Genomic DNA, 20,586 nt, shown 5'->3' with positions numbered 1-20,586 from the left:
TCAGTCTTTTCGCTTTTCATCCAAATGTTTTTTAATCAATTCCAAAAAAGATTTCCTGGCTACACCAAGCGTACTGTTACGATCGTGTATCCTGCGGTAGGCCAGCACCTCGTCCAGCATCCGCAGCTCCAGGCCAGCCCTTAAGATCCTGCTGAACCATTCAACAAAATCACCTATGGCTACTTGTTCGCTAAAACCGCCATAAGTATCAAAGAGCCGCCTCCCGCCCAAAAAGGCGGTTTTCGAATACCCTTTGAGCGGCGCCGGGCGGGCCTGCTGTGTAGTGGCAGCCTTCCTGGTGAGGGTTTCAAACTCCCGGATCAGGCAAAAGCAAACCGCTGCAGTACCGGCTTCCAGCGCCGCCATCTGCTTTTCAAGCTTCTGCGGCGCCCACAGGTCATCGGCATCCAGGAAGGCGATAAAAGGCGCGCTCCCCTGTGCCAGGGCTGCGTTGAGCGTGGCAGACACCCCCCGGTGCGGGCACTTCAACAGCCGGATGCGGTCGTCCCCGGCCATCAGCGATTCAACAACAGCAGTCGTATCATCTTCGGAGCCATCATCGGCGACGATGATGTGCAGCGCTTTCCAGGTTTGCGCCTGCACCGATGTAATGGCCTCGCCGATAAACCGCTGTCCGTTGTACACGGCAATGATAACATCAATCAGCGGACCATTCATTTATTCCTGATTTGTCGGTGAAGCAAACCCAATATCTCCTTGCGCATTATTTCTTTATTGAGACTGGCGTTTCCGCCATGATACCATTTCCGGAGCAGCAGGCGATCCACATTCGCTTCCCGGAAATTGGCTTTCCGAAGCCGGCGGATCAAATCAAAATCACTGCTCACATCCAGCGATTCGTCAAAACCCTGTACCTGCAGCAATACCTGCTTCCTGATCAGCAGCGCGCTGGGCACCAGCGCCCGGTGTTCCGTCTGGAGCTGCCCGCTAAAATTAGCGGGCAGTACCACACCATCTGCGCAGGCAAAATATTGATTGCAGGTAACAAATGCACAATACGGATCCTGCTGCAGCACCTCCCATTGCGCACGCAGCTTTTCCGGCATCCACTCATCATCCTGATCCAGGAATGCAACGATCTCCCCGCGCGCATCCCCGACGCCCCTGTTCCGGGCCGCCGCCACCCCCGCATTGGCCTGCGGTATGATCCTGGCCTGGGGAAAGTGATCCCTGATAAAACCGGCACCACCGTCAGCAGATCCATCATCAACCACCAATAATTCCCAATGAGTATAAGTTTGGGCAAGCACGCTCCCGATCGATTTACTAACAAGATCCTTTCCATTGTATAAAGGAAGAACAATGCTGATCAGCGGTTCTTCCTTCTGTACCCGGTAATCTTTCAGCTGCGGTATATGGCTCATTTTCCCGTTATTTTTTCTGCGTTGGGCAGCTTTGTGCAACACTTTGAGAAGCTGCAGCTCCGCGATGTTTTTGTGCACAGACATATTATTACCATGTACATGGTATAAAAGCGTTGTTGCTTCCAAAAGCACGATCTTCACCTGCTGCTCTTTTAACCGGAGCCACCAGTCTATATCTTCGCTGAAGCCCAGGCTTTCATCAAAAAAGAACGGTCGCTGAAAGATCCGCTTCCGTACCAGCAGCGCACCGAGGTGCACATGGCTCAACCGCTTTTCATCATCCTCATACTTCATAGAAAGCTCCGGAGTACCCTCCCGGAAAACATACTTTATTTTTCCGCCCGCCACATCTGCTTCCGGGTCTTCCAGTAAAGGCAGCAGGAGGCTGAGTTTGTCCGGCGGCCACTCGTCGTCTGCATCCAGGAAGCTGATCAGCTCCCCCAGGGCGGCCCGGATACCGGTGTTCCGGGCTGCTGCAGGGCCCCGCTGAACGGTGTGGGAAAGGAGCTTCAACTGCGGGTACCGCTCCGTGAGCAGTTGCAGCAATGGCCCGGCTGCGGGTGCAGACGCGTCATTGACCACGATCATCTCCAGCCCGCACAGTCCTCTGCGGACGGCGTCCTGGCCCGCAATGCTCGCCACGGCACGCAAAAGCTCGGCGCCGTTATTATATGTAGGGATGATAACACTGACCTTAGGATAATTCATCGGCATACAGTTGATCGAATGACTGTTCAAACAATTTGCTGTTGGTTCCCAAATTCCAGCGGAAGCAAGGCAGCGCAGCACTGATCTTCATCAGCTTTTGATAGGCGGCCTCACGATGATGGGGCAAATGATGCAAGGTGGTCGGCGCCATGGCCAGCAACGCCTGCGCCGGTCTGATCTGTTCAAATACGGATCGTTCCTGGGGCATGACCTTGGGCAGCAAAACGGCGTTGAGCGCAGCAGCGTTTATAAACGCGTTGCGCCACTGCTCCCTGATATAAAAAATGGCTTTCTGCTGCCCCAGTAATTCTTTATTGACCACATGCGGCAGCCAATCCGGGAAGCGCTCCCGCAGGTTATCCGGCGCTACTTTGGCGGTTTGGTAGAGGGTGTGCACATGCGGGCAGCCACCCAGTTCCACCCATACATAATCATCGCCCAGGTATTGATACCCGGCGCGCAGCAATGTAAGACAGGAGGTAGATTTTCCTGACCCGCTGGGACCGGTGATCAGCACACCTTTGCCTTCCCTGGCCATAGCCCCGGCATGAACCAGCTGGGCCGGCAGGTCCCGCGTCCAGAAATGGAAAATGATCCTGAAAGGAAAGCTCGCTTCCCACCAGGGAAGATCTGCGGCCGTCTGCGCCCAGTAAATTCCTGTACGCTTGCTTCTGGAATACAAAAAAACCTGCCGCTGCCAGGGCTGAAAAAAGATCTGGACCGCTTCCTGGTCAAGCTCCGTGTTAAACCCCTGGGCATTGAACCCCGGCCAGGGCGGCGCCGCTACTTTACCGGGCAGATCCGCATCTACTGCATACCAGATCGTGAGGGCCGTTTCTGCCCCGCCGCCTTCAACCAGCAAATGGGAGATCGCCGGCAATAACCGGCCACGTAAAACATCCGAGGGAGTATGCAGGCGCACTCCTCTTCCGGCCAGCGTTAAACAATCAGTGTGATAGGCCGGCAATGCTTCAAATAAAGAAAGAAGACGGGAAAAATATTCCGTAAGCTGCAAAACCATGTTGTTTTTAAGCGTCTTTCTGTACGGCCCAACCCTCCTCATCTACGTCATGGATCGGATCCAGGAGCAGCAGGTCCTGCATGTCTGCATACCTGTTAAACACCGGAGGCTCGTATGCAACCGGGGCATCCGGCAGCTCCCCGGCGACGACGCCGGTACCTTCCGCTTTCCGGATAATATCTTCATCCAGCAACTGCTGAAAAACGGGAGCAAGCCCATGTTCAATTGCGCCGGCATGCTGCGGCAACGCTTCGCAAAAAAAACGGAACAGCGTTTTTTCATCTTCAAAAGGAAGTGCGTTGAGCAATGAAACAGCCAGGCCCTGTACGCTGTAATAAAGTCCGGTATCCAAGTTGGCAATAATGTACTCGCCGTCAAATATGTCAGCAGCGAGGCGTGGGTTCAGTATAAACATAAAGCAAAAGCGGTATTTTTTCTCAAAATAGGGATAAATGAGGAATAAACAGGAGAAACCTGCCACAATTCGGGCAAAATCACCCATTTTAGGGAGCTATTGAATGCCCATGACCGTAAACAAACTTTCTTTAATTTCGCTGCCTATGGAACTTTCACAGGACACAAAAAACATTCTGGGCCTGCAGCTTCCCACCGATCCGCGCTGGGTAAATCTTGCAGAGATATCGCTGGAAGCCATCCTCACGGACCACGCCTATTGCGAGCAAAAGGCGGCCACCAGCTGCATTTCCCTCATCCAGCGCTACAGCGACCGGGAGCAACTGGTGAAAGCCCTTGCCCCTATTGTAACCGAAGAATGGGGGCATTTCCGGCTGGTATTGCAGGAACTGGAAAAAAGAGGCCTGAAACTGGGGCGCCAGCGAAAAGATGCATACGTAAATGCACTATTGCAGTTCCAGGCAAAAGGCGGAAGCCCCGATGAATTTTTTCTTGACAAACTACTGACCATGGCCATGATCGAAGCCAGGAGCTGCGAACGTTTTAAGCGGCTGAGCGAAGGATTGAACGATGCCTACCTGAGCAAATTTTACCGGCGCTTTATGGAAAGCGAGGCCGGGCACTATACCCTCTTTATAGAACTGGCGGAAGCATACCTGCCCAAAGAAAAAGTACGGAAGCGCTGGGCGGAGTGGCTGGCACATGAGGCCGCGGTCATGCAGGAAATGGAAGTACGGGGAGACCGCATTCATTGATACTGATCCCTCAAAGATATCCCGGGCTTTCATAAAGCAGCTTTTTCGGCTGTGAACGCCCGCGTAACCTGTAAACCTAAAAGATCCTCCAGGGATCCGGACGGCGGGCTTCCGACAACACTTCAGACTTCGTATAGCGAATATCACTGCGTTCATAAAAATATCCGCATATGATGATGCGGTACACCCACTTCTACAAATGGTTCGTCATAGATCTCAAATCCGTTCTTTATATAAAAGGGGATCGCGGTATCCCGCGCATGGCAAATGATCTCCTGCAGTTGCCGCGTCCTTGCAAACGCCAGCAATGCATCAACCAACAACCTCCCGATACCCCTGGATTGGTTTCCTGTTTCAACAGCCATCTGCTTTAGTTGTGCCACTCCGTCCTGAAGCGGCACCAGGATCACGCACCCGACCACCCTGTCACCTTCCACCGCTACAAAATGCCAGGCTTTGTGATCATCCATTTCCCAGCCATGATCCGGCAAACCGATCGGACGCAGCAGGATGCGGTTTCGCAGCTCCTGTTCCTGTTTGTAAAGCGGGTGGGCCATTTCTATTTGTTCAACTGTGATCATCTTTATTCATTGAACACCGGCTATAAAAAAGGGATCAGTCGGCGCCGGATGCTCCGTCCTGTATTTAAAAAGCACACTTGCCGTAATATAGATCCGCCCGGGTTTCCATTATTTTTTGATAAATTTACATCCGATTTCTTTTACCAATCACAGAAAGATCCATAAAATGATATTAACCTATCAACCCAACCAGAACGATTTCCTTCAAAACCATCTTTTTATTGCATCCAAAACAGTCAGAATAAAAAAGAAGCGCAGAAGATCATGGCTAATGGTTACAGCTGTGATGGCGCTGCTTGGCCTTCTGTTCTATCAAAGTGGCAATACCTTTCTGGCCCGCTACTTTTTCATCTTCGGCATCTTTAGTTTATTATTCTACCCACTGTATCAAAGAGTACAATACAGGGATCACTATGATAAATTTATTGAAGACGCTTACAGGAACAGGATCGGAAGACCAATTACACTAAAACTGACGGATGCCGCTATTGAAACCACGGATTCTGGCAGTACATCCTCCATCCATTCATCTGAGATTGAAAACATAACAGAGACCGGGGATTATTTTTATTTTAAATTAAAAACAGGCGCGTATTTGAGCCTTCCAAAAAAAGCGGCAGATGACATACATGCATTAACAGATGAACTTAAACAGCGCTGCGGCAGGTTGCAGATCGAATACATCGAAGAGCTGCATTGGAAATGGAGATGAGCAATTTTACGCATTCAAAAAAAATATTAAAAAAAATTTTGCCATATAAAAAAGGTTTAACACCTTTGCACTCGCAAATAAAAAACAAAAACAATGCAACGCAATTTTTTACATATTGAAACAAAAGCGTGGTTCAGCCCGGTAGGACTGAATACCCGTTGCGGGGCGTTTGCTGCAGAAAATTAAAAAATCTTTTTAATAGAATACAGGCCCCGCAAGTGATTGCGGGGTTTTTGTTTATACAGAATAAAATGAATCGGATAAACGCAGCTCATCGATTTACAACAACGGCACTGTTCTCCTGCCGGCCAGATGGCGGAGCTATGCACTTTCGTAAATCAGAAGAACAACGACCGGAGTTTTCATATTGGCATCCTGCTTAAAACAGCAGCATGATACAGGAAACCCGGTCTCAGAAAGACCGGGTTTTTTAATAGTAAAAGGAGGTACAGGATGAACATCATTTATATAATTATTCTGCTGGTAGCGGTGGCAGAAAGAATCACCGGCAGAAATAAAACAAACGATACCATAACGGATCAGACAGGAACGAGGATCGATGATCCGGCTTCTGTAAGATTACGGTAACTTATTAGTTGCAGAAAAAGGAGAAAACGCACCCGTGAGATGCAGCGGGGTGTTTATGTTGGCCTTAGCTTAACAGGTAAAGCACCACATTGTGGATGTGGAGAACAGGGTTCGAGTCCCGGGGTCAACCAATACGGCTTGGTGTAAGGGTAACATGCTCATTCCCCTTTCTTTCTGAAAGGTAAGTAGCGGACGAGCGTTTTCAGTTCAAATCTGAAGGCCGTACTATTTTAATTATATTATCTATGCCTCCCGATGAAGACGGGACGAGTCCTTTGGGCACCGCCGGCATATGGGTTTAGTATAGTGGTAATATGATGGTCTCCAAAACCGCCGACACAGGTTCGATTCCTGTAACTCATGCTAAAAAAACAAACAGATCGACGACTAAAATTTAAACCGATGGAACAACAGCAATGGCAGCGGTTCGGAGGAACATTTCTGCGCGGACCGCTTGCTGAAGAAGTAAACAAAGCATTAACGGCGGAACAGGAAGCCGGCAATACCATACAGGTATGCCTGGGCACCGATAGCCAGGTAAAAGGCGCGGTTATTGAGTTTGCTACCGTGATCGTTTTCGTACGAAAAGGAAAGGGCGCCTTTCTTTTTCTGCAAAAGGAGTTATTGCGCAGGAAAATGAGCATCCGGGAACGGATGTTACTGGAGGTAGATAAGACCGTTCAGCTGACCTTACAATTGAATGCCGTCTTTGAACAGCACGGCATCGCTCCCGAGCTGCATGTGGATATCAACACTTCCGCAGCATATAAAAGCAACGCAGCGCTTCGTGAAGCTATGGGCTATGTTTCCGGTATGGGCTGGACCTGTAAAGCAAAACCTTATGCATTTGCCAGCTCCAGCTGCGCCGACAAAATCGTTCAATAGGCCGTTGCGAAAAACACATATATCCAGCTACTTTATGACCTCCTGTTTTGTGAGGTCGTAAAGTTTAAACACAAAAAAATGGAACAGGAATCAATACAAAAGGTAATCAACACCAATGAACTCTTTGGCGATTCATTCATCAATACAAAAGTTTTGTACCTCCACGAATTTGGCGGGCTGCCCAGCACCCTGTATATAGGCCAGGTCGATGGAAGCAAGGCATTCGATCCGCTGAAAGAGCTGCTGATATCCCGGACCAGGCAAATCTTTCAGCATAAATGGTTCAAAGCGGTTCCGGAACTCTTTCAGCAGATACGTATAAACCGCCGCCAACGACCTCCTGGTACGCTTACGATCAGCGTATTACAGCCGGCAATAAACCCGTTTTTGTGCCGACCCTTACCGCTTCTTTTCCTCTTCCCCTGCATGAATGGCATCCAGCGACCAGGGGCCATTACTGGCGACCAGGAAATAGACCAGCAGCAACAGTACCACAATTGCCGTAAGCAGGTTGGAAAAAGGATGCAGCACATTGCCGGATTGCCCTGCAAAGAAGACTGCTCCAAGCAGTATGGGGATCTGCATCAGACAGGCGGCCCTTGTTAACAGCCCCAATGTAATGAGAACACCCCCGAGGATATGCGCGCCCACAATATAATGCCCTACAAGGATCATCATAAATGAACTGAACGACATCCATTTGGGCATCAGGTCCATCAGTACATTGTAGTTGTTGATGAATTGGATCCCTTTTGCGATAAGGAACAATCCCAACGCAATGCGGATCACATCCATCCAGGCGGGGTGATGCCTTTCACCCCAGAACTCAATACGTTGCATCAATGTCATATTGCTGTATTTTAAGGTGAATAATCAAACAAAGAACCAATACAAAGTTACAACTTCCCGCAACCTTCTTTTAAAATTTAAGTAGCGGCAAATCAATGACTTCAGGAAGGCTACCGATAAAAGCCATGCTCAATCCGTTACGGCATATGCCGATGTAACGGGATAATGATCGGAAGTGCTCCGCTCGCGGTAATCCGGTACGACCGTTCCTACATCCGTTCTTATTTGAACCGAATGGTCTTTATACCAATGGCGCATTTTACCGGAAACGAGCTGCTGGTCGATGACCGAGTTTGCAAAAGAAAGGGTGGATTGATAGCCTGCCGCATTTAAGGGCAGGGTCAGGGCCCGGTACCTCGCGCTGTCATCCAGAAAATTTTTATACGGGGAGAGACGGCCGTTCAGAATACTGCCATTCAGCTGATCATTAAAATCGCCAAAAACCATGCAATGCCGTCCGTTCAGGTACAGATCCATACTATCCTTCAGTTCTGCGCTTCCCGCTTTTCGCCGGTTATAGGATTCTGTATCGGCATCGGCCTTGGCATGCAGCAATATAAAACAGACCGGATGCCATTTGCCGTTCACCGCCACATCGGCGCTCAGCAAAAACGGGAACCGCCCGGAAGCAAAACGGACGGCAGCGGTAGCGCTCTGGCTCATAAAAGGCCGCACCCGAACATTCCGGAAAATATTTTTGTTGTACACAAATGCCAGCTTCTGATCGATCCTCGGGTAAGGACTGATCATATAACGAAATTCGGTCCCCAGGTAATTCCGGATCATTCGTCCAAAACGGGCCGTGTCCACCACCTCGCAAATCCCGTACAGATCGGCTTCAAGATAGCGCAGGATCTTACCTGCATTTGCTTCCTGAACATCGGGGTCACCGGCAAACCGGCCGGAACCGAACCATTCGATGTTCCAGTTGGCAATGATAAGATCTTTGGAATAGTTTTTTAATTGTGTTGTATCTTCAGAACTACCTCCGTTCCGGGGGTGTTCCTTTGAGCAGGACCAGCAAACGGTCAGCAGCAGCAGTGCAGGTAACAGGTGTTTCATAGATGATTGTTTTTCTATACCAAATGTAAACAATTTCTATGATTTCCGGATCCTTAGCTGACTGATGTACATTTCCCAGTTCCGGATCCTTAGCTGAAAGCTAAATGCTGATCGCTGACGGCTGCAACGGATGGTTTCAATGTTCCAGGTTAGGGTCCGTTCGCTGATGATGCACATTTCACAATTCCAGGCTCTTCTATGCTGAATGCTCTTGTGCTAACAGCTGATGGCCGATCATCCGCGGGCCCCGAATAACAGGCTCCCCACCCTGATCATTGTACTCCCATACTCCAACGCCAGCTCATAGTCACCGCTCATGCCCATAGATAAGGTTTCAAACTTTAAAGTTCCACGTTCGGCATTTTCTTCGAAAAGGGCTTTCATCGCTGCAAATTCCTGCTTCAGCTTTTCCATGTCATCCGTAAAACTGGCCATGGCCATAAGGCCCTTAATCGCAACATTGGACAGCACTAATGCGCCGGAACTGATCCGGTCGATCAGGGTAGTAACTTCAGCCCCGTCAAAACCAAACTTTGTTTCTTCCTGTGCTACATGCACCTGCAAAAGGCAATGGATGGTCCGGTTATTTTTCCGCGCCTGCTTATCAATTTCAAGCAGCAGCTTCTCACTGTCCACCCCATGAATGAGGTGTACGAAGGGGGCTATATATTTTACTTTATTGGATTGCAGATGGCCGATAAAATGCCAACGGATATCGCCCGGCAGCAGCGCCTGTTTTTCTACCAGCTCCTGAACATAATTCTCACCAAAATCCCGCTGGCCCAGATCATAAAGGACCTGTATATCGCTAACCGGTTTCAGTTTGGAAACCGCCACCAGTGTGGCAACGGCCGCATTTGTTTTTTCGAGTATTGCTTTGTAATTGTTTTCATTTACCGACATAGGGTAAAAGTACAGATTTATCAAATTCCAGGCTCTAAATCCTAAAGACCAAACCCCGTTTCTCAAATCTCAATCCTCACTTATACTGAAACACATTATACGGCAGTGAAGTACCCTTTATCCGCAACACCACCACGCCATGTCCCGGCACTTCAAAGGACTGCTCTTTATCCGTAGTGCGGGCATAGGATTTTTTATTCCACAGATCCCGCATGGTATATCCTTTTTTTGCATCGATGCTCAATGAATCAGGATGGAACTTTATTCTCGCTTTCTGCTCCGCCCTGTTGAAGAGCGCCACCGCGATCTCCCCGCTCATGGTATGTTTCAGCGGGCGGGCCCATACTTCCTGATCCCCGTCATCCCGCAGGCGACGCGCCTGGTACACCAACGGATCCTGGTTAATGGCGATCAGCTCTTTATTGGTCAGGATGCCCAGTGTTTCTTTCGACATTTTTGTAAGATCATTCCCGGCCAGCAGAGGTGAATTCAGCATACACCACATCGAAAAATGTGCTTTATCTTCTTCAAAGCTCATTCCCCGCCCCACCTGCAGCATATCCATATCATTGACGTGACCCGGTCCGCACCAGGGCCAGAGATCCGCATTCAGATCGATGATCTTTGCAATGGCGGCAAACTGTTCCCGGATATCGCCGGACACCCGCCAGGAGTTGGCCACATTGGCCACCCATTTACCGGGAAATTTCCAACGGCATACATTATACACCGCCTGCGGTTTTATGGCTTTGATCAGCCGGCCGATCTCTGTATATCTTGTTTGTTCATCCAGGCCCAGCCATTCGCCACCGCACCAGTCTACTTTTATAAAATCAAACCGCCATTTATTCAGCATCTGCTCAAGATCCTGCCGCTCATGCCCATACAGCCCCATGCCGATCCCGATCGAATCTTTATCCCAGTAAGAACCGCAGGTATTGATGCCGGCATCGCTATACGTGCCGGCCTTCAGTCCCTTTGAATGGATATATGCCACCAATGCGCCCATGCCACCGGGAAACCGCAGGGGATGGCTTTTGATATTGCCCGCCGCGTCCCTGCCTCCAAAAAAACCATCATCTATATTTATATAAGTGTAGCCCACAGCCTTCATTCCCGTAGCCACCATTGCATCCGTCTGTGCCCGGATGATCTGCTCATTGATATGAACGCGGAAATGGTTCCAGCTGGCCCATCCCATCATGGGCGTTTGATGTCCCTGGATTGATTTTTCGGATTGCCCGTAAATTCCTGACACCATCAATAACACGGCCCAAACAAGGAGCTGTTTTTTCATTCGCAATTCTTAAAAGACATTCAAAAATCTATAATCAGCCCAACGCTCCGCTGGTTATTCCGGGCTTGAAATTTAAGGTTTCATGTTCAACCTGTTTCTCAATTCCGGATTCCCAACGCTGGATTCTCAGTTCTCAATTCTGAATGCTCAACTCTGATGGCTGAAAACCGATTCCCATCCTCGCGGTTAATCCTCCAGCATGGTCAGGTCTGTTCTGGGTTTGGGCAGGTTCATCGCTGCGATCTCCTTTTTACAGGCCGCCACCATTTCCGCGGTCATTTCATAATCATAGTTTCCGTAATCGCCGATCTTAAATTCGCCCACATAAAAAAAGCCATACTTATCAAAAAAGTCCGTCAGGTCCGTCTTTCCCACTTTGCAGGCCGTTTTTACAAAATTCAGCTGATAGAGCGCAGGATTTTTCCCCCGGTTGCCCCAGCCTCCGGAACGGTGTTCCTTATTGCTTTCTGCCGCTCCCTGCTGACGGAAGGCTTCGAAAAGATCGGGATAAAAATCCGCATAACCACCCGGACCGGTAAAATACAGTTGCAGCTGCCAGAAAGGGATCAGCCGGTTAAACACATCCTTATCCTGCAAATAGCAGATCCCGCGGGCAATGATGCTGTCGCGCGCCTTTTGATAATTTTTTTGTTCGGATAACCGGCTTTTGTTTCCAAAAGAGGTCGTTCCGTAAAGCGAGAAGATGTTGTTGCTCACTTCTCCCAGTCCGCCCCAGTTCAAATAAGGCCGCAGCTGGTGCACATGTCCCACTTCATGGCTAAAGCCCCAGCAGGGATCGCCTTTGATCACGCGGGCAGGATCTACCACCAGCGGCATGGCATTGCCGGGCTTGGTGCCCATATAAGCTACCCCATCTCCATCGCGGAACATATAATAGTTGTAATTTACCCGTGCCAGTATATGATTCTTCGGCACTTTATTGTATTTGATCAGTCCGAGGATGCGGTGCTGACGATATACCAGCGAATCATAATTGCTGATCAGCTCTACGCCCCTGCCATAAGCATATTTCTTACAGTCTTCAGCAGGATAGGCAATCTGGATATGCCGCCCCCGGGCGTCGATCACCGGGTAAACCGCATGATCGATCAGCCGGTTCCAGTCGGCATCGTTGTTTTTTGTAATGTCGAAATAGCCATTGACCCTCCCGTTCACAAAATGAACCCGGATGGGCCGCTCTTTTTCCGGCTCATCGGAATAATAATCAATATAGGCCAGTCCGTCGTGCTTTTGCAGTTCGATGATATTCACGCCGTTCTTCAGCGGAAATACCTGCCGTTTGATCCCCCAGCCCGCGGGGTCCTTTGTAGGCTCCACTCCCTCCGGTGCGCGCCGGTTCCAGTTGGGCACCAGCAGCCGTACTTCTTTTCCTTCGGCAATGCCATCCACCAGCACCACCTGCCGGCCCACCGGAAGATAGATACCGGTGATCCCCTCATACTTGCTATAGCCATCCCCGATGGTCAGTTCCCGTCCCAGGGTAGTGGGTTTCAGCCATGCGGGGTAGTCGGCTACGCGGTAGCCCCTCTCATATTTCTTATCGGCCATCAATAAAGCCGCGGCCTTCAGCTGCGGATCCTTTATCTTTTCGATGTCTTTTTTCTTTACCCGTTTTTTCAGCTCCAGTGCCAGGGGCGTTTTAAAAACCTTCAGGTCTTTTTCCACCTGTGCAATATCCGGAGTTTGTGCGCCGGCAATGGTCCAGCTTAAAAGGCAATACAAAATGGTAAGCAGCCCGATTCTCATATTCATATAATTTGATGATCGCGGTAAAATACAGATTATTTCCGCTCCGGCCCGTGGATCGTGCCCCTAAAAAATGCGCAAACGATTGTTCAGATCAAAATAGAAGTCAGACGAAAGCCTTGGGGAATTTGAAAATTTGAAAATGTGGAAATGCGGAAATGAAAATTCCATTACATTCCAATAATCTTCCCTCTGCTCCCGGGTGATAGACGTTCGCCCAAAGGTACATCAGGCATCAAAATGCATCCAACCGGAACTTTAAACACTTTCTTAGAAGCTGTTTAAAAACGATCCGGGAGCATCCTTATCGTCACAAGAAAGGTACGGGCTTTTTATCGCCGCTACTTTGGGCTTTGCCGTAGCCGCCATCTGTAAAAAGCGGGGTTCAACGAGCATTTTAGCAAAAGAGGCATGGCCTCGAAAGATCCGGCAAGAACGGGTTTCAACCCGTTTATAAGTCCAAAAGAACAACAGAGAGCCATGGGCCCGGGGCATGATGAGCCGTGCCGATGGCGCTTATAAGGAACATCAAAATGTTGTTTTTAAACAGCTTCTCAGACGACTCGAGATTCGAGCAGTTACATCGAGTGTCAAAAGCAGGTCTAACCTTAAACTTTGAACCGGGAACCCCAAAGGGAATACAGGCATAAAATGCGCTACTTCAAAATTCCCCGGCTGATCACGATCCGCTGTACCTCGCTGGTGCCTTCATAGATCTGGGTGATCTTGGCATCGCGCATCAGCCGTTCTACATGGTATTCTTTTACAAAACCATATCCCCCGTGCACCTGCACAGCCTCTACGGCCGTCCACATGGCGGTTTCGGAAGCATAGAGCTTCGCCATCGAAGAACTGATATCATAATTCAGATGCTGATCCTTTTCCCAGGCTGCCTTTAAACACAACAACCGCGCCGCCTCGATCTTCAGGGCCATATCCGCCAGCTTGAATGCAATGGCCTGGTGGTGCATGATCTCGGTACCAAAAGATTTCCTTGTTTTGGAATAATCCCTTGCCCGCTCAAACGCGCCACCTGCGATGCCCAGTGCCTGGGAAGCAATACCGATGCGGCCTCCCGCCAGTGTTTTCATGGCAAACTTAAACCCGAACCCATCTTCCCCGATCCGGTTCTCCTTCGGCACTTTCACATCCGAAAAAAGGATGGTATGCGTATCGCTGCCACGGATGCCCATTTTATTTTCTTTAGCGGCCACCGTTACACCGGGCCAGCTTTTTTCCACGATAAATGCATTAATGCCTTTGGATCCTTTTGAGCGGTCGGTTTGTGCAATCACCAGGTACACCGAGGCACTGCCGCCATTGGTGATCCAGTTCTTGGTCCCGTTCAACAGGTAATGATCGCCGTTATCTTCCGCTGTGGTTTGCTGCGAGGTGGCATCACTGCCCGCTTCCGGCTCACTCAGCAAAAACGCACCAATATACAGCCCGCCCTCTTTTTTACCCTGCGCCAGCGGTACCAGGTATTGCTGTTTTTGTTCTTCCGTTCCATATTCCTGCAGCCCGTAACAAACCAGGCTGTTGTTCACGCTCATGCATACACTTACGCTGGCATCTATTTTTGATATCTCCTCCATCGCCAGCACATAACTGACCGTATCCAGCCCCGCGCCTCCGTACTCCGGCTTTACCATCATCCCCAAAAAACCCAGGTCGGCTAACTTTTCGATCTGCTCCCGGGGAAACTTTTGCTGCTCATCGCGTTCGATCACTCCCGGCAAACATTCCCGGACGGCAAAATCCCGGGCGGCCTGCTGAATCATTTTCTGTTCTTCTGACAATTGAAAATCCATGCCTGCATCGTTTTATTTGCACAAATATAAAAGACTGTTTCCTGAAACGAACAAGTGTTCATATATTTACGGCCCTGAAATTGATACGAAACAAGTCAGGATACTTGATACTCGATACGGGATGCTTGATACTCGATCAGTGACAAGAATCAAGAATCCAGGATCCCGAATCAAAATAAAACATGGAAGAAAAAAAGATCTATACAGACAGCAACATACCGGTCAATACCCTGTACACGGCTGATGACGCACCGCAACAGGAGCAGGAGCTACCGGGAAAATTCCCGTTTACACGCGGCATACAGCCCGATATGTACCGCGGCCGGCTGTGGACCATGCGGCAGTATGCCGGCTTCAGCACGGCAGCGGAAAGCAATAAACGGTATCACTATTTATTGTCGCAGGGGGTAATGGGCTTAAGCGTGGCCTTTGACCTACCCACACAAATCGGCTATGACAGCGACCATTCACTGGCGGAAGGCGAAGTAGGCAAGGTAGGCGTGGCCATCGACAGCATTGAAGACATGGCGGAGCTGTTTAACGGCATCCGGCTGGAGGAAGTGTCTACCAGCATGACCATCAACGCCACGGCATTTATATTGCTGGCGCTGTATGTGGCCCAGGCCAAAACACAGGGAGCGGACCTGTCCAGGATATCCGGTACCATCCAGAATGATATTTTAAAAGAATACGCCGCAAGGGGCACCTACCGTTACCCGCCCAAGCCTTCCATGCGCATCATTACCGATATCTTCGAATGGTGCGCCAAAGAGCTGCCCAAATGGAACACGATCTCCATCAGTGGTTATCATATCCGCGAAGCGGGCAGTACCGCAGCACAGGAAATTGCGTTTACGCTCAGCAATGGCAAAGCCTATGTAAAAGCCGCGCTGGACAAGGGCTTAGACATAAACGTATTTGGCAAACGTCTCTCCTTCTTTTTCAATGCGCACAACAACCTGTTTGAGGAAGTGGCCAAGTTCCGCGCCGCACGCCGGATGTGGGCGCAGATCATGCGGGACCTGGGTGCTACGGATCCCAAAGCGCAAATGCTGCGTTTTCATACACAAACCGGCGGCAGCACCTTAACGGCCCAGCAACCGCAGAACAATATCTCAAGGGTCACCATCCAAACACTGGCGGCAGTACTGGGCGGCACACAGTCGCTGCACACCAACGGCTTTGATGAGGCACTGAGCCTGCCCACGGAAGAAGCGGCACGCATCGCATTGCGGACACAGCAGGTCGTTGCCTTTGAAAGTGGCGTACCGGACACCGTTGATCCCCTGGCCGGCTCTTATTTTGTGGAAACGCTTACCCACGAAATGGAACAGAAAGCACAGGAGCTGATCAACCAGATCGATGCCATGGGCGGCAGCATAGCAGCCATTGAAGAAGGATTTATGCAGGAGGCCATCGCCCGCAGCGCCTACGAGTATCAGCAAAAAATTGAGACCCATGAAAAGATCATCGTGGGCGTGAACCGCTTCCAGGCGGAGGAAGCCAATACCACCCCCATCTTCAAGGTAGACGACAGCATCGGCGCCCTGCAACGGCAAAAGCTGGAACAACTCCGCAATAACCGCAACCAACCGGAATGCGACCGTATTTTATCTGTGCTGCGCTCAAAAGCTTCCGGAACGGAGAACATCATGCCCGATGTGATTGAAGCGGTAGAGGCCAAATGCACCTTAGGGGAGATTGCCGGTACGCTGGTGGATGTGTTTGGCGAGTATCAATGATACCCGGGGAAATCTGAAAATGTGGAAATGTGAGCATGCCGGCCCAGGATCAGGAAGCGGCATCAATCTCTGTCTCAATTCTCAACTCTCATTTCTCAAATACCAGATATCTTTCAGGTTTCCCTATTTTTGGCGGATGCGACAGATCATAGTACTGCTCAGTGTTGTTTTGATAAATACCTTTTGTTTTGCCCAGCATTCCATCAGCGGAACCATCCGCGATGAAGCCGCCACGCCCCTTGCAGGCGCTACCATTGAATTTTACAGCAGCAGCCAGGCTGCAAAAATAATTGCCGCCGGTGCTTCCGGTCATTTTCGCATCGATGCTCCCCGGACAGGCGAAAAATACCTGCTCCAGGTTTCTGCTATCGGCTACCGGGACCAGGCGCTGGCACTTCAGTTGCAGGGCGACACTGTGCTCAGCATCATTTTAACACGCGCCGGTACCCTTTTAAAAGATGTAACCGTAACCAGCAAAGCAAGGCTGATCGAAATAAAGCCCGACAAAACGGTCGTGAACCTGGCCGATAATATGACCATTGTGGGCAACAGTCTTGCAGAAACCCTGGGAAAGATCCCGGGCCTCCAGATGAACGGCGACCGGATCGCTATTCCTGGCAAGGGTGAAGTGCAGCTGATGCAGGACGGGCGCCTGATCCAGCTTTCCCAGAAAGACCTGGTCAATTACCTGAAGTCCATCCCTGCGGGGAATGTATCAAAGATCGAGATCATCACCAACCCGTCTGCCGCCTATGATGCTGCCGGCAATGCCGGCCTCATCAACATCATTACCAAACGCAGCAAACAACAGGGATACAATGGCAGCATCCAGGCCAGCTACAAACACTGGCAGCGCCACCCGGGCATGGATATTACGGGCAATATCAATTACAATTCCGGAAAATGGAGCCTGTATGCCAATGCCAATATGTTCCGCACCCGGCATAAATACGGCTTCCGCTGGGAAGAATATTACCCTGACCGGTCCTGGATCATGAGCGATACCGGCGATTACAAATGGCAGGACGTAATGATCACTGCCGGGGCCGATTACCGGCTCTCCCAAAAGTCCCAGATCGGGTTCAGTGCCGGCTTCTCCCGGTACTTTGAAGGAGGCGCCGACTATGTGCGCAATCATTTTTACAACGGGCAGGGGCAAACCGATTCGGTGCTGACCACTTATGCCACCTATATACCACTGGCCAAAACACAATCCTATAACCTGTATTATAAAACAAAGCTGGATACCAGCGGGAAAACCCTTTCTGTGGACGGCAGCTACCTTACCTTTTACCGTACTGATGAATCGGATGTCACCGCCCGGACTTTTACACCCGAAGGCGAACCGGTGGACCCTTCCACCGCCCGCTTTTATAACAACACCCTGCAGAACATCAATATCTATGCACTGAAGGCGGATATGGAATTTCCCACAAGCGTTGCAAAGCTGCAATGGGGCGGCAAGATCAACTTCATCGACACCTACAACAATATGCGTTATTACCGGGTGACCGGAACGGACAAAAACTATGATGGCCAGCTGAGCAATGAATATAAATACACGGAAAATACCCAGGCCCTTTATGTGAACGGCAGCCGGGAATCCGGCAGCTGGACCTTCCAGGCCGGCCTCCGGGGGGAGCTGACACAAACCAGCGGCTATTCCTATACCCGGCAACAAGGCAATAAAAACAATTACATAAAATTATTTCCGAACGCCCTGGTCAATTTCAAAAAGGATGATCAGAACAGTTTTGCGCTCAGCTATAACAAGCGGGTACGCCGCCCCACCTTCTGGAACCTGAACCCTTATATTTCCCTGCTGACCGCATATAGTTATTATGAAGGCAACCCTTTTCTGCAACCGGAATACAACAGCAACTTCCAGTTACAGCACAACTATAAAAACAAGCTTACCAACGCCTTCTTTGCAGCCCTTACCAATAACGGGTTCGACGACATTACCATTGCACGGGTAGACACCAACTTTGTAATGCGCACCCCCAAGAATTTTGTAAACAGCACCCGTTTCGGGATTTCCGAAACCTATAATTTTTCAACCATCCCCTGGTGGCAAAGTAACAACCTGTTCAGCCTGTATTATACCAGCGGAAGATCCCGGCTTGATTATGTTGAGGGGCGTAAGGGATGGGGCGCCTATGCATCCAGCAGCAATAACTTTTTTTTAAACAGCAGCAAAACATTGTCTGCCGCCCTGAACTTCTGGTACCAGTTCCCGGAAGTAACGCTCGTCAACCAATCCGATGCCTACTACAATGTTGATCTCGGTTTGAATGCGCAGTTGATGAAGGACAAGCTCTCCCTCAACGCCAACCTGCAGGATGTCTTTGGTACCAGCGGCGCTTCCTATACTACGGTGGTGAACGGCATCCGGCAGAAATACGCCGTCCTGCAGCTCAACCGGAATTTTTCGCTGACCCTGATCTTTAAATTTGGGAAAAAAGAGCTTCAGACAACCGAGCATACCAACAGCAACCAGGAAGAGCGGGAGCGGATATAAGAACGGGAGGTCTCAAAGAATACACAAAACCGGTCTGTTATGTGCTATTAAGCATTATTAAATAACCTTGCGTTAACCTCAGGTACCTCACGGTTCAGGACTTTGCCTCCTCTGCATTTTAAAGCAAAACGGCGAAGCCGCGCCGGGGCAAAAACCAAAATCTCCGCGTACCTTCGTACCTTAGTGCCTTTATGGTCTCCTATCCATATCAACAACATGAATCTACCGGGTTTAAAAACAAGAGGGCTTCTTTGCTTCCTGCTCCTCTCCTTCTCCGCAGCTGCACAAAAAGCCGGAAGGATCCATAATAAAGCCGTGCTCATCGACGGCCACAATGATGTAACCTCCGCATCCATCGTTGAGGGAAGGGATATTACCCAATCGCAGCCAGACCGGCACACAGACCTTATCCGGTGGAAAAAAGGCGGCCTGGATGTACAGTTCTTCTCTGTGTTCACAGGCCCGGTTGCCCGTAATCCGAAAGGTGTATATGCTGACGCCAATGACCAGATCGACTCCCTCGAGGCCCTGGTCCGCCGCCATCCGCGGCAAATGATGCTGGCCGGGAGCTATAAAGAAATAAAAAAAGGGATCAACGAAAAAAAGCTGGTGGCCCTCATCGGTGTGGAAGGCGGCCACATGATCGAGGACAACCTTGACAAGCTGGACGCCCTGCAAAAAAGAGGCATGCGGTATCTTACCCTTACCTGGAACAACAGCAATTCCTGGGCTACCAGTGCCCTGGACGAGACCCTGCATGCCGATACCCTGAAACATAAAGGACTTACCGACTTCGGGAGATCCGTCGTACGGCGGCTCAATCAGCTTGGGGTATTGGTAGATCTTTCCCATACCGGGGAGCAGACCTTTTATGATGCCATTGCCGCCAGCACCAAACCCGTTATTTTATCACATAGCTCGGTTTACAACCTTTGCCCGGTCTTCCGCAATGTAAAGGACGACCAGATCCGGGCCGTGGCCAAAAACGGCGGCGTCGTCTGCATCAATTTCTATTCGGGTTTTATCAGCAGGAAATTTGATGAAAAGCTCACTTCGTTTTCAGAACCGGCAAAAAAACACTTTGTGGATTCCGTTTCCCGGCAGACCGGGGATTCCCTGCGGGCCCTCCGGCAATGGAACACCTATACTAAAAAAGAACTGGAAGCCGTCCGCCCCACCATTTCGGATGTGGTGGATCATATTGACTATATCGTAAAGCTGGTGGGTGATGACTATGTGGGTATCGGATCGGATTATGACGGTATCGGCTCCGTGCCCATTGGGCTGGAGGATGTAAGTACCTATCCCAACATCACCCTCGAATTGCTGAAACGGGGCTATACAAAAAGATCGATCCGGAAAATACTCGGCGGGAATATACTACGGGTGATCCGCGCCAGTTTTTGATCGCTATGAAACAGGTGCTGTGAAAGGGCTTTCCGGCGCCGCTACCCCTATTCGTGGCATAAAATATTTGTCCCTTATCCGGACGGGTACATCTGCTTTTAATCCCGGACGACGTGCAGGCCGGCCGTTGCTCCCCGCAAAAAATGTTCTGCACTTTTTAGAACGCACCCAAGCCCCC

18 protein-coding genes and 2 tRNA genes are annotated in these 20,586 nt (G+C 50.1%); 8 read left to right on the top strand and 12 right to left on the bottom strand.

Annotated elements, in window-relative coordinates; genetic code table 11:
• From B160_RS30730 to B160_RS0115800, 4 genes are read right to left on the bottom strand one after another with little or no spacing between them, the layout of a single operon-like run.
• Positions 1-678, bottom strand: coding sequence for a glycosyltransferase family 2 protein (locus tag B160_RS30730; protein WP_018628910.1), 678 nt, complete (start codon positions 676-678; stop codon positions 1-3).
• Positions 675-2,093, bottom strand: a complete 1,419-nt coding sequence (locus B160_RS30725) for a glycosyltransferase family 2 protein (protein ID WP_018628909.1) — start codon at positions 2,091-2,093, stop codon at positions 675-677. Before B160_RS30725 ends, B160_RS30730 begins: the two co-directional genes overlap by 4 nt.
• Positions 2,080-3,108: an HPr kinase/phosphorylase gene (locus tag B160_RS0115805; RefSeq protein WP_157558082.1), complete on the bottom strand. Its 1,029-nt coding sequence runs from the start codon at positions 3,106-3,108 to the stop codon at positions 2,080-2,082. Before B160_RS0115805 ends, B160_RS30725 begins: the two co-directional genes overlap by 14 nt.
• 13 nt (positions 3,109-3,121) lie before the next feature.
• Positions 3,122-3,529 carry a hypothetical protein gene (locus tag B160_RS0115800; protein WP_157558081.1) on the bottom strand — a complete coding sequence of 136 codons (408 nt, stop codon included), beginning with the start codon at positions 3,527-3,529 and terminating at the stop codon, positions 3,122-3,124.
• Between the two features lie 145 nt (positions 3,530-3,674).
• Between B160_RS0115800 and B160_RS0115795 the strand changes: the two genes are divergently transcribed.
• The gene (locus B160_RS0115795; protein WP_026309812.1) at positions 3,675-4,283 is read left to right on the top strand and encodes a MiaE family protein; all 609 of its coding nucleotides are present in this window, start codon (positions 3,675-3,677) and stop codon (positions 4,281-4,283) included.
• A 152-nt stretch (positions 4,284-4,435) separates the two neighbouring features.
• Here B160_RS0115795 and B160_RS0115790 read toward each other — a convergent pair whose 3' ends face one another.
• Positions 4,436-4,864 carry a GNAT family N-acetyltransferase gene (locus B160_RS0115790; RefSeq protein ID WP_026309811.1) on the bottom strand — a complete coding sequence of 143 codons (429 nt, stop codon included), beginning with the start codon at positions 4,862-4,864 and terminating at the stop codon, positions 4,436-4,438.
• Positions 4,865-5,030: 166 nt separating this feature from the next.
• Here B160_RS0115790 and B160_RS0115780 point away from each other — a divergent pair, with 166 nt between their 5' ends.
• From B160_RS0115780 to B160_RS0115750, 4 genes are all read left to right on the top strand, one after another.
• Complete coding sequence (locus tag B160_RS0115780; protein ID WP_018628903.1) at positions 5,031-5,576, top strand: YcxB family protein; 546 nt, start codon at positions 5,031-5,033, stop codon at positions 5,574-5,576.
• A gap of 647 nt (positions 5,577-6,223) precedes the next feature.
• A tRNA-His gene (locus tag B160_RS0115760) sits at positions 6,224-6,295 on the top strand.
• Positions 6,296-6,456: 161 nt separating this feature from the next.
• Positions 6,457-6,527 (top strand) — tRNA-Trp (locus B160_RS0115755).
• Between the two features lie 39 nt (positions 6,528-6,566).
• Complete coding sequence (locus B160_RS0115750; RefSeq protein WP_018628899.1) at positions 6,567-7,049, top strand: ribonuclease H-like YkuK family protein; 483 nt, start codon at positions 6,567-6,569, stop codon at positions 7,047-7,049.
• Between the two features lie 132 nt (positions 7,050-7,181).
• On the opposite strand, the gene B160_RS0115745 is transcribed toward B160_RS0115750, so the two are convergent.
• The 7 genes from B160_RS0115745 to B160_RS0115710 form a co-directional block, all read right to left on the bottom strand.
• Positions 7,182-7,325, bottom strand: coding sequence for a hypothetical protein (locus B160_RS0115745; RefSeq protein ID WP_157558080.1), 144 nt, complete (start codon positions 7,323-7,325; stop codon positions 7,182-7,184).
• A 123-nt stretch (positions 7,326-7,448) separates the two neighbouring features.
• Positions 7,449-7,898: a DoxX family protein gene (locus tag B160_RS0115740; protein ID WP_018628897.1), complete on the bottom strand. Its 450-nt coding sequence runs from the start codon at positions 7,896-7,898 to the stop codon at positions 7,449-7,451.
• A gap of 129 nt (positions 7,899-8,027) precedes the next feature.
• Positions 8,028-8,960: an exonuclease/endonuclease/phosphatase family protein gene (locus tag B160_RS0115735; RefSeq protein WP_018628896.1), complete on the bottom strand. Its 933-nt coding sequence runs from the start codon at positions 8,958-8,960 to the stop codon at positions 8,028-8,030.
• 234 nt (positions 8,961-9,194) lie between these two features.
• Positions 9,195-9,863, bottom strand: coding sequence for a YggS family pyridoxal phosphate-dependent enzyme (locus B160_RS0115730; protein WP_018628895.1), 669 nt, complete (start codon positions 9,861-9,863; stop codon positions 9,195-9,197).
• Positions 9,864-9,939: 76 nt separating this feature from the next.
• Positions 9,940-11,160, bottom strand: coding sequence for a glycoside hydrolase family 27 protein (locus B160_RS0115725; RefSeq protein WP_018628894.1), 1,221 nt, complete (start codon positions 11,158-11,160; stop codon positions 9,940-9,942).
• A gap of 186 nt (positions 11,161-11,346) precedes the next feature.
• Positions 11,347-12,933, bottom strand: a complete 1,587-nt coding sequence (locus B160_RS0115720) for a M60 family metallopeptidase (RefSeq protein WP_157558079.1) — start codon at positions 12,931-12,933, stop codon at positions 11,347-11,349.
• 650 nt (positions 12,934-13,583) lie between these two features.
• Entirely contained in the window at positions 13,584-14,738 is a 1,155-nt protein-coding gene (locus B160_RS0115710) for an acyl-CoA dehydrogenase family protein (RefSeq protein ID WP_018628891.1), read from the bottom strand.
• Positions 14,739-14,920: 182 nt separating this feature from the next.
• On the opposite strand from B160_RS0115710, the gene B160_RS0115705 reads away from it, so the two are divergent.
• The 3 genes from B160_RS0115705 to B160_RS0115690 all read left to right on the top strand — a co-directional run bounded on the left by B160_RS0115705 (position 14,921) and on the right by B160_RS0115690 (position 20,408).
• Positions 14,921-16,480, top strand: coding sequence for an acyl-CoA mutase large subunit family protein (locus B160_RS0115705; RefSeq protein ID WP_018628890.1), 1,560 nt, complete (start codon positions 14,921-14,923; stop codon positions 16,478-16,480).
• A gap of 136 nt (positions 16,481-16,616) precedes the next feature.
• Positions 16,617-19,001: a TonB-dependent receptor gene (locus B160_RS0115700; RefSeq protein WP_157558078.1), complete on the top strand. Its 2,385-nt coding sequence runs from the start codon at positions 16,617-16,619 to the stop codon at positions 18,999-19,001.
• Positions 19,002-19,217: 216 nt separating this feature from the next.
• Complete coding sequence (locus B160_RS0115690; RefSeq protein ID WP_018628887.1) at positions 19,218-20,408, top strand: dipeptidase; 1,191 nt, start codon at positions 19,218-19,220, stop codon at positions 20,406-20,408.
• Positions 20,409-20,586 lie beyond the last annotated feature (178 nt).

Origin of the sequence: Niabella aurantiaca DSM 17617 (assembly GCF_000374125.1) — a bacterium.
GTDB lineage: Bacteria > Bacteroidota > Bacteroidia > Chitinophagales > Chitinophagaceae > Niabella > Niabella aurantiaca.
The sequence above is the reverse complement of the archived record's forward strand: the minus strand, read 5'-3'. Positions and strand labels throughout refer to the sequence as shown.

Excerpts from the sequence above, each read along its gene's own strand:
- B160_RS0115735 (WP_018628896.1), bottom strand. The coding sequence starts at position 8,960 with ATGAAACACCTGTTACCTGCACTGCTGCTGCTGACCGTTTGCTGGTCC.
- B160_RS0115750 (WP_018628899.1), top strand. The coding sequence starts at position 6,567 with ATGGAACAACAGCAATGGCAGCGGTTCGGAGGAACATTTCTGCGCGGA.
- B160_RS30730 (WP_018628910.1), bottom strand. The coding sequence starts at position 678 with ATGAATGGTCCGCTGATTGATGTTATCATTGCCGTGTACAACGGACAG.
- B160_RS0115700 (WP_157558078.1), top strand. The coding sequence starts at position 16,617 with ATGCGACAGATCATAGTACTGCTCAGTGTTGTTTTGATAAATACCTTT.
- B160_RS0115780 (WP_018628903.1), top strand. The coding sequence starts at position 5,031 with ATGATATTAACCTATCAACCCAACCAGAACGATTTCCTTCAAAACCAT.
- B160_RS0115710 (WP_018628891.1), bottom strand. The coding sequence starts at position 14,738 with ATGGATTTTCAATTGTCAGAAGAACAGAAAATGATTCAGCAGGCCGCC.
- B160_RS0115705 (WP_018628890.1), top strand. The coding sequence starts at position 14,921 with ATGGAAGAAAAAAAGATCTATACAGACAGCAACATACCGGTCAATACC.
- B160_RS0115725 (WP_018628894.1), bottom strand. The coding sequence starts at position 11,160 with ATGAAAAAACAGCTCCTTGTTTGGGCCGTGTTATTGATGGTGTCAGGA.
- B160_RS0115795 (WP_026309812.1), top strand. The coding sequence starts at position 3,675 with ATGGAACTTTCACAGGACACAAAAAACATTCTGGGCCTGCAGCTTCCC.
- B160_RS0115800 (WP_157558081.1), bottom strand. The coding sequence starts at position 3,529 with ATGTTTATACTGAACCCACGCCTCGCTGCTGACATATTTGACGGCGAG.
- B160_RS0115720 (WP_157558079.1), bottom strand. The coding sequence starts at position 12,933 with ATGAATATGAGAATCGGGCTGCTTACCATTTTGTATTGCCTTTTAAGC.
- B160_RS30725 (WP_018628909.1), bottom strand. The coding sequence starts at position 2,093 with ATGAATTATCCTAAGGTCAGTGTTATCATCCCTACATATAATAACGGC.
- B160_RS0115690 (WP_018628887.1), top strand. The coding sequence starts at position 19,218 with ATGAATCTACCGGGTTTAAAAACAAGAGGGCTTCTTTGCTTCCTGCTC.
- B160_RS0115740 (WP_018628897.1), bottom strand. The coding sequence starts at position 7,898 with ATGACATTGATGCAACGTATTGAGTTCTGGGGTGAAAGGCATCACCCC.
- B160_RS0115790 (WP_026309811.1), bottom strand. The coding sequence starts at position 4,864 with ATGATCACAGTTGAACAAATAGAAATGGCCCACCCGCTTTACAAACAG.
- B160_RS0115745 (WP_157558080.1), bottom strand. The coding sequence starts at position 7,325 with ATGCTGAAAGATTTGCCTGGTCCGGGATATCAGCAGCTCTTTCAGCGG.
- B160_RS0115730 (WP_018628895.1), bottom strand. The coding sequence starts at position 9,863 with ATGTCGGTAAATGAAAACAATTACAAAGCAATACTCGAAAAAACAAAT.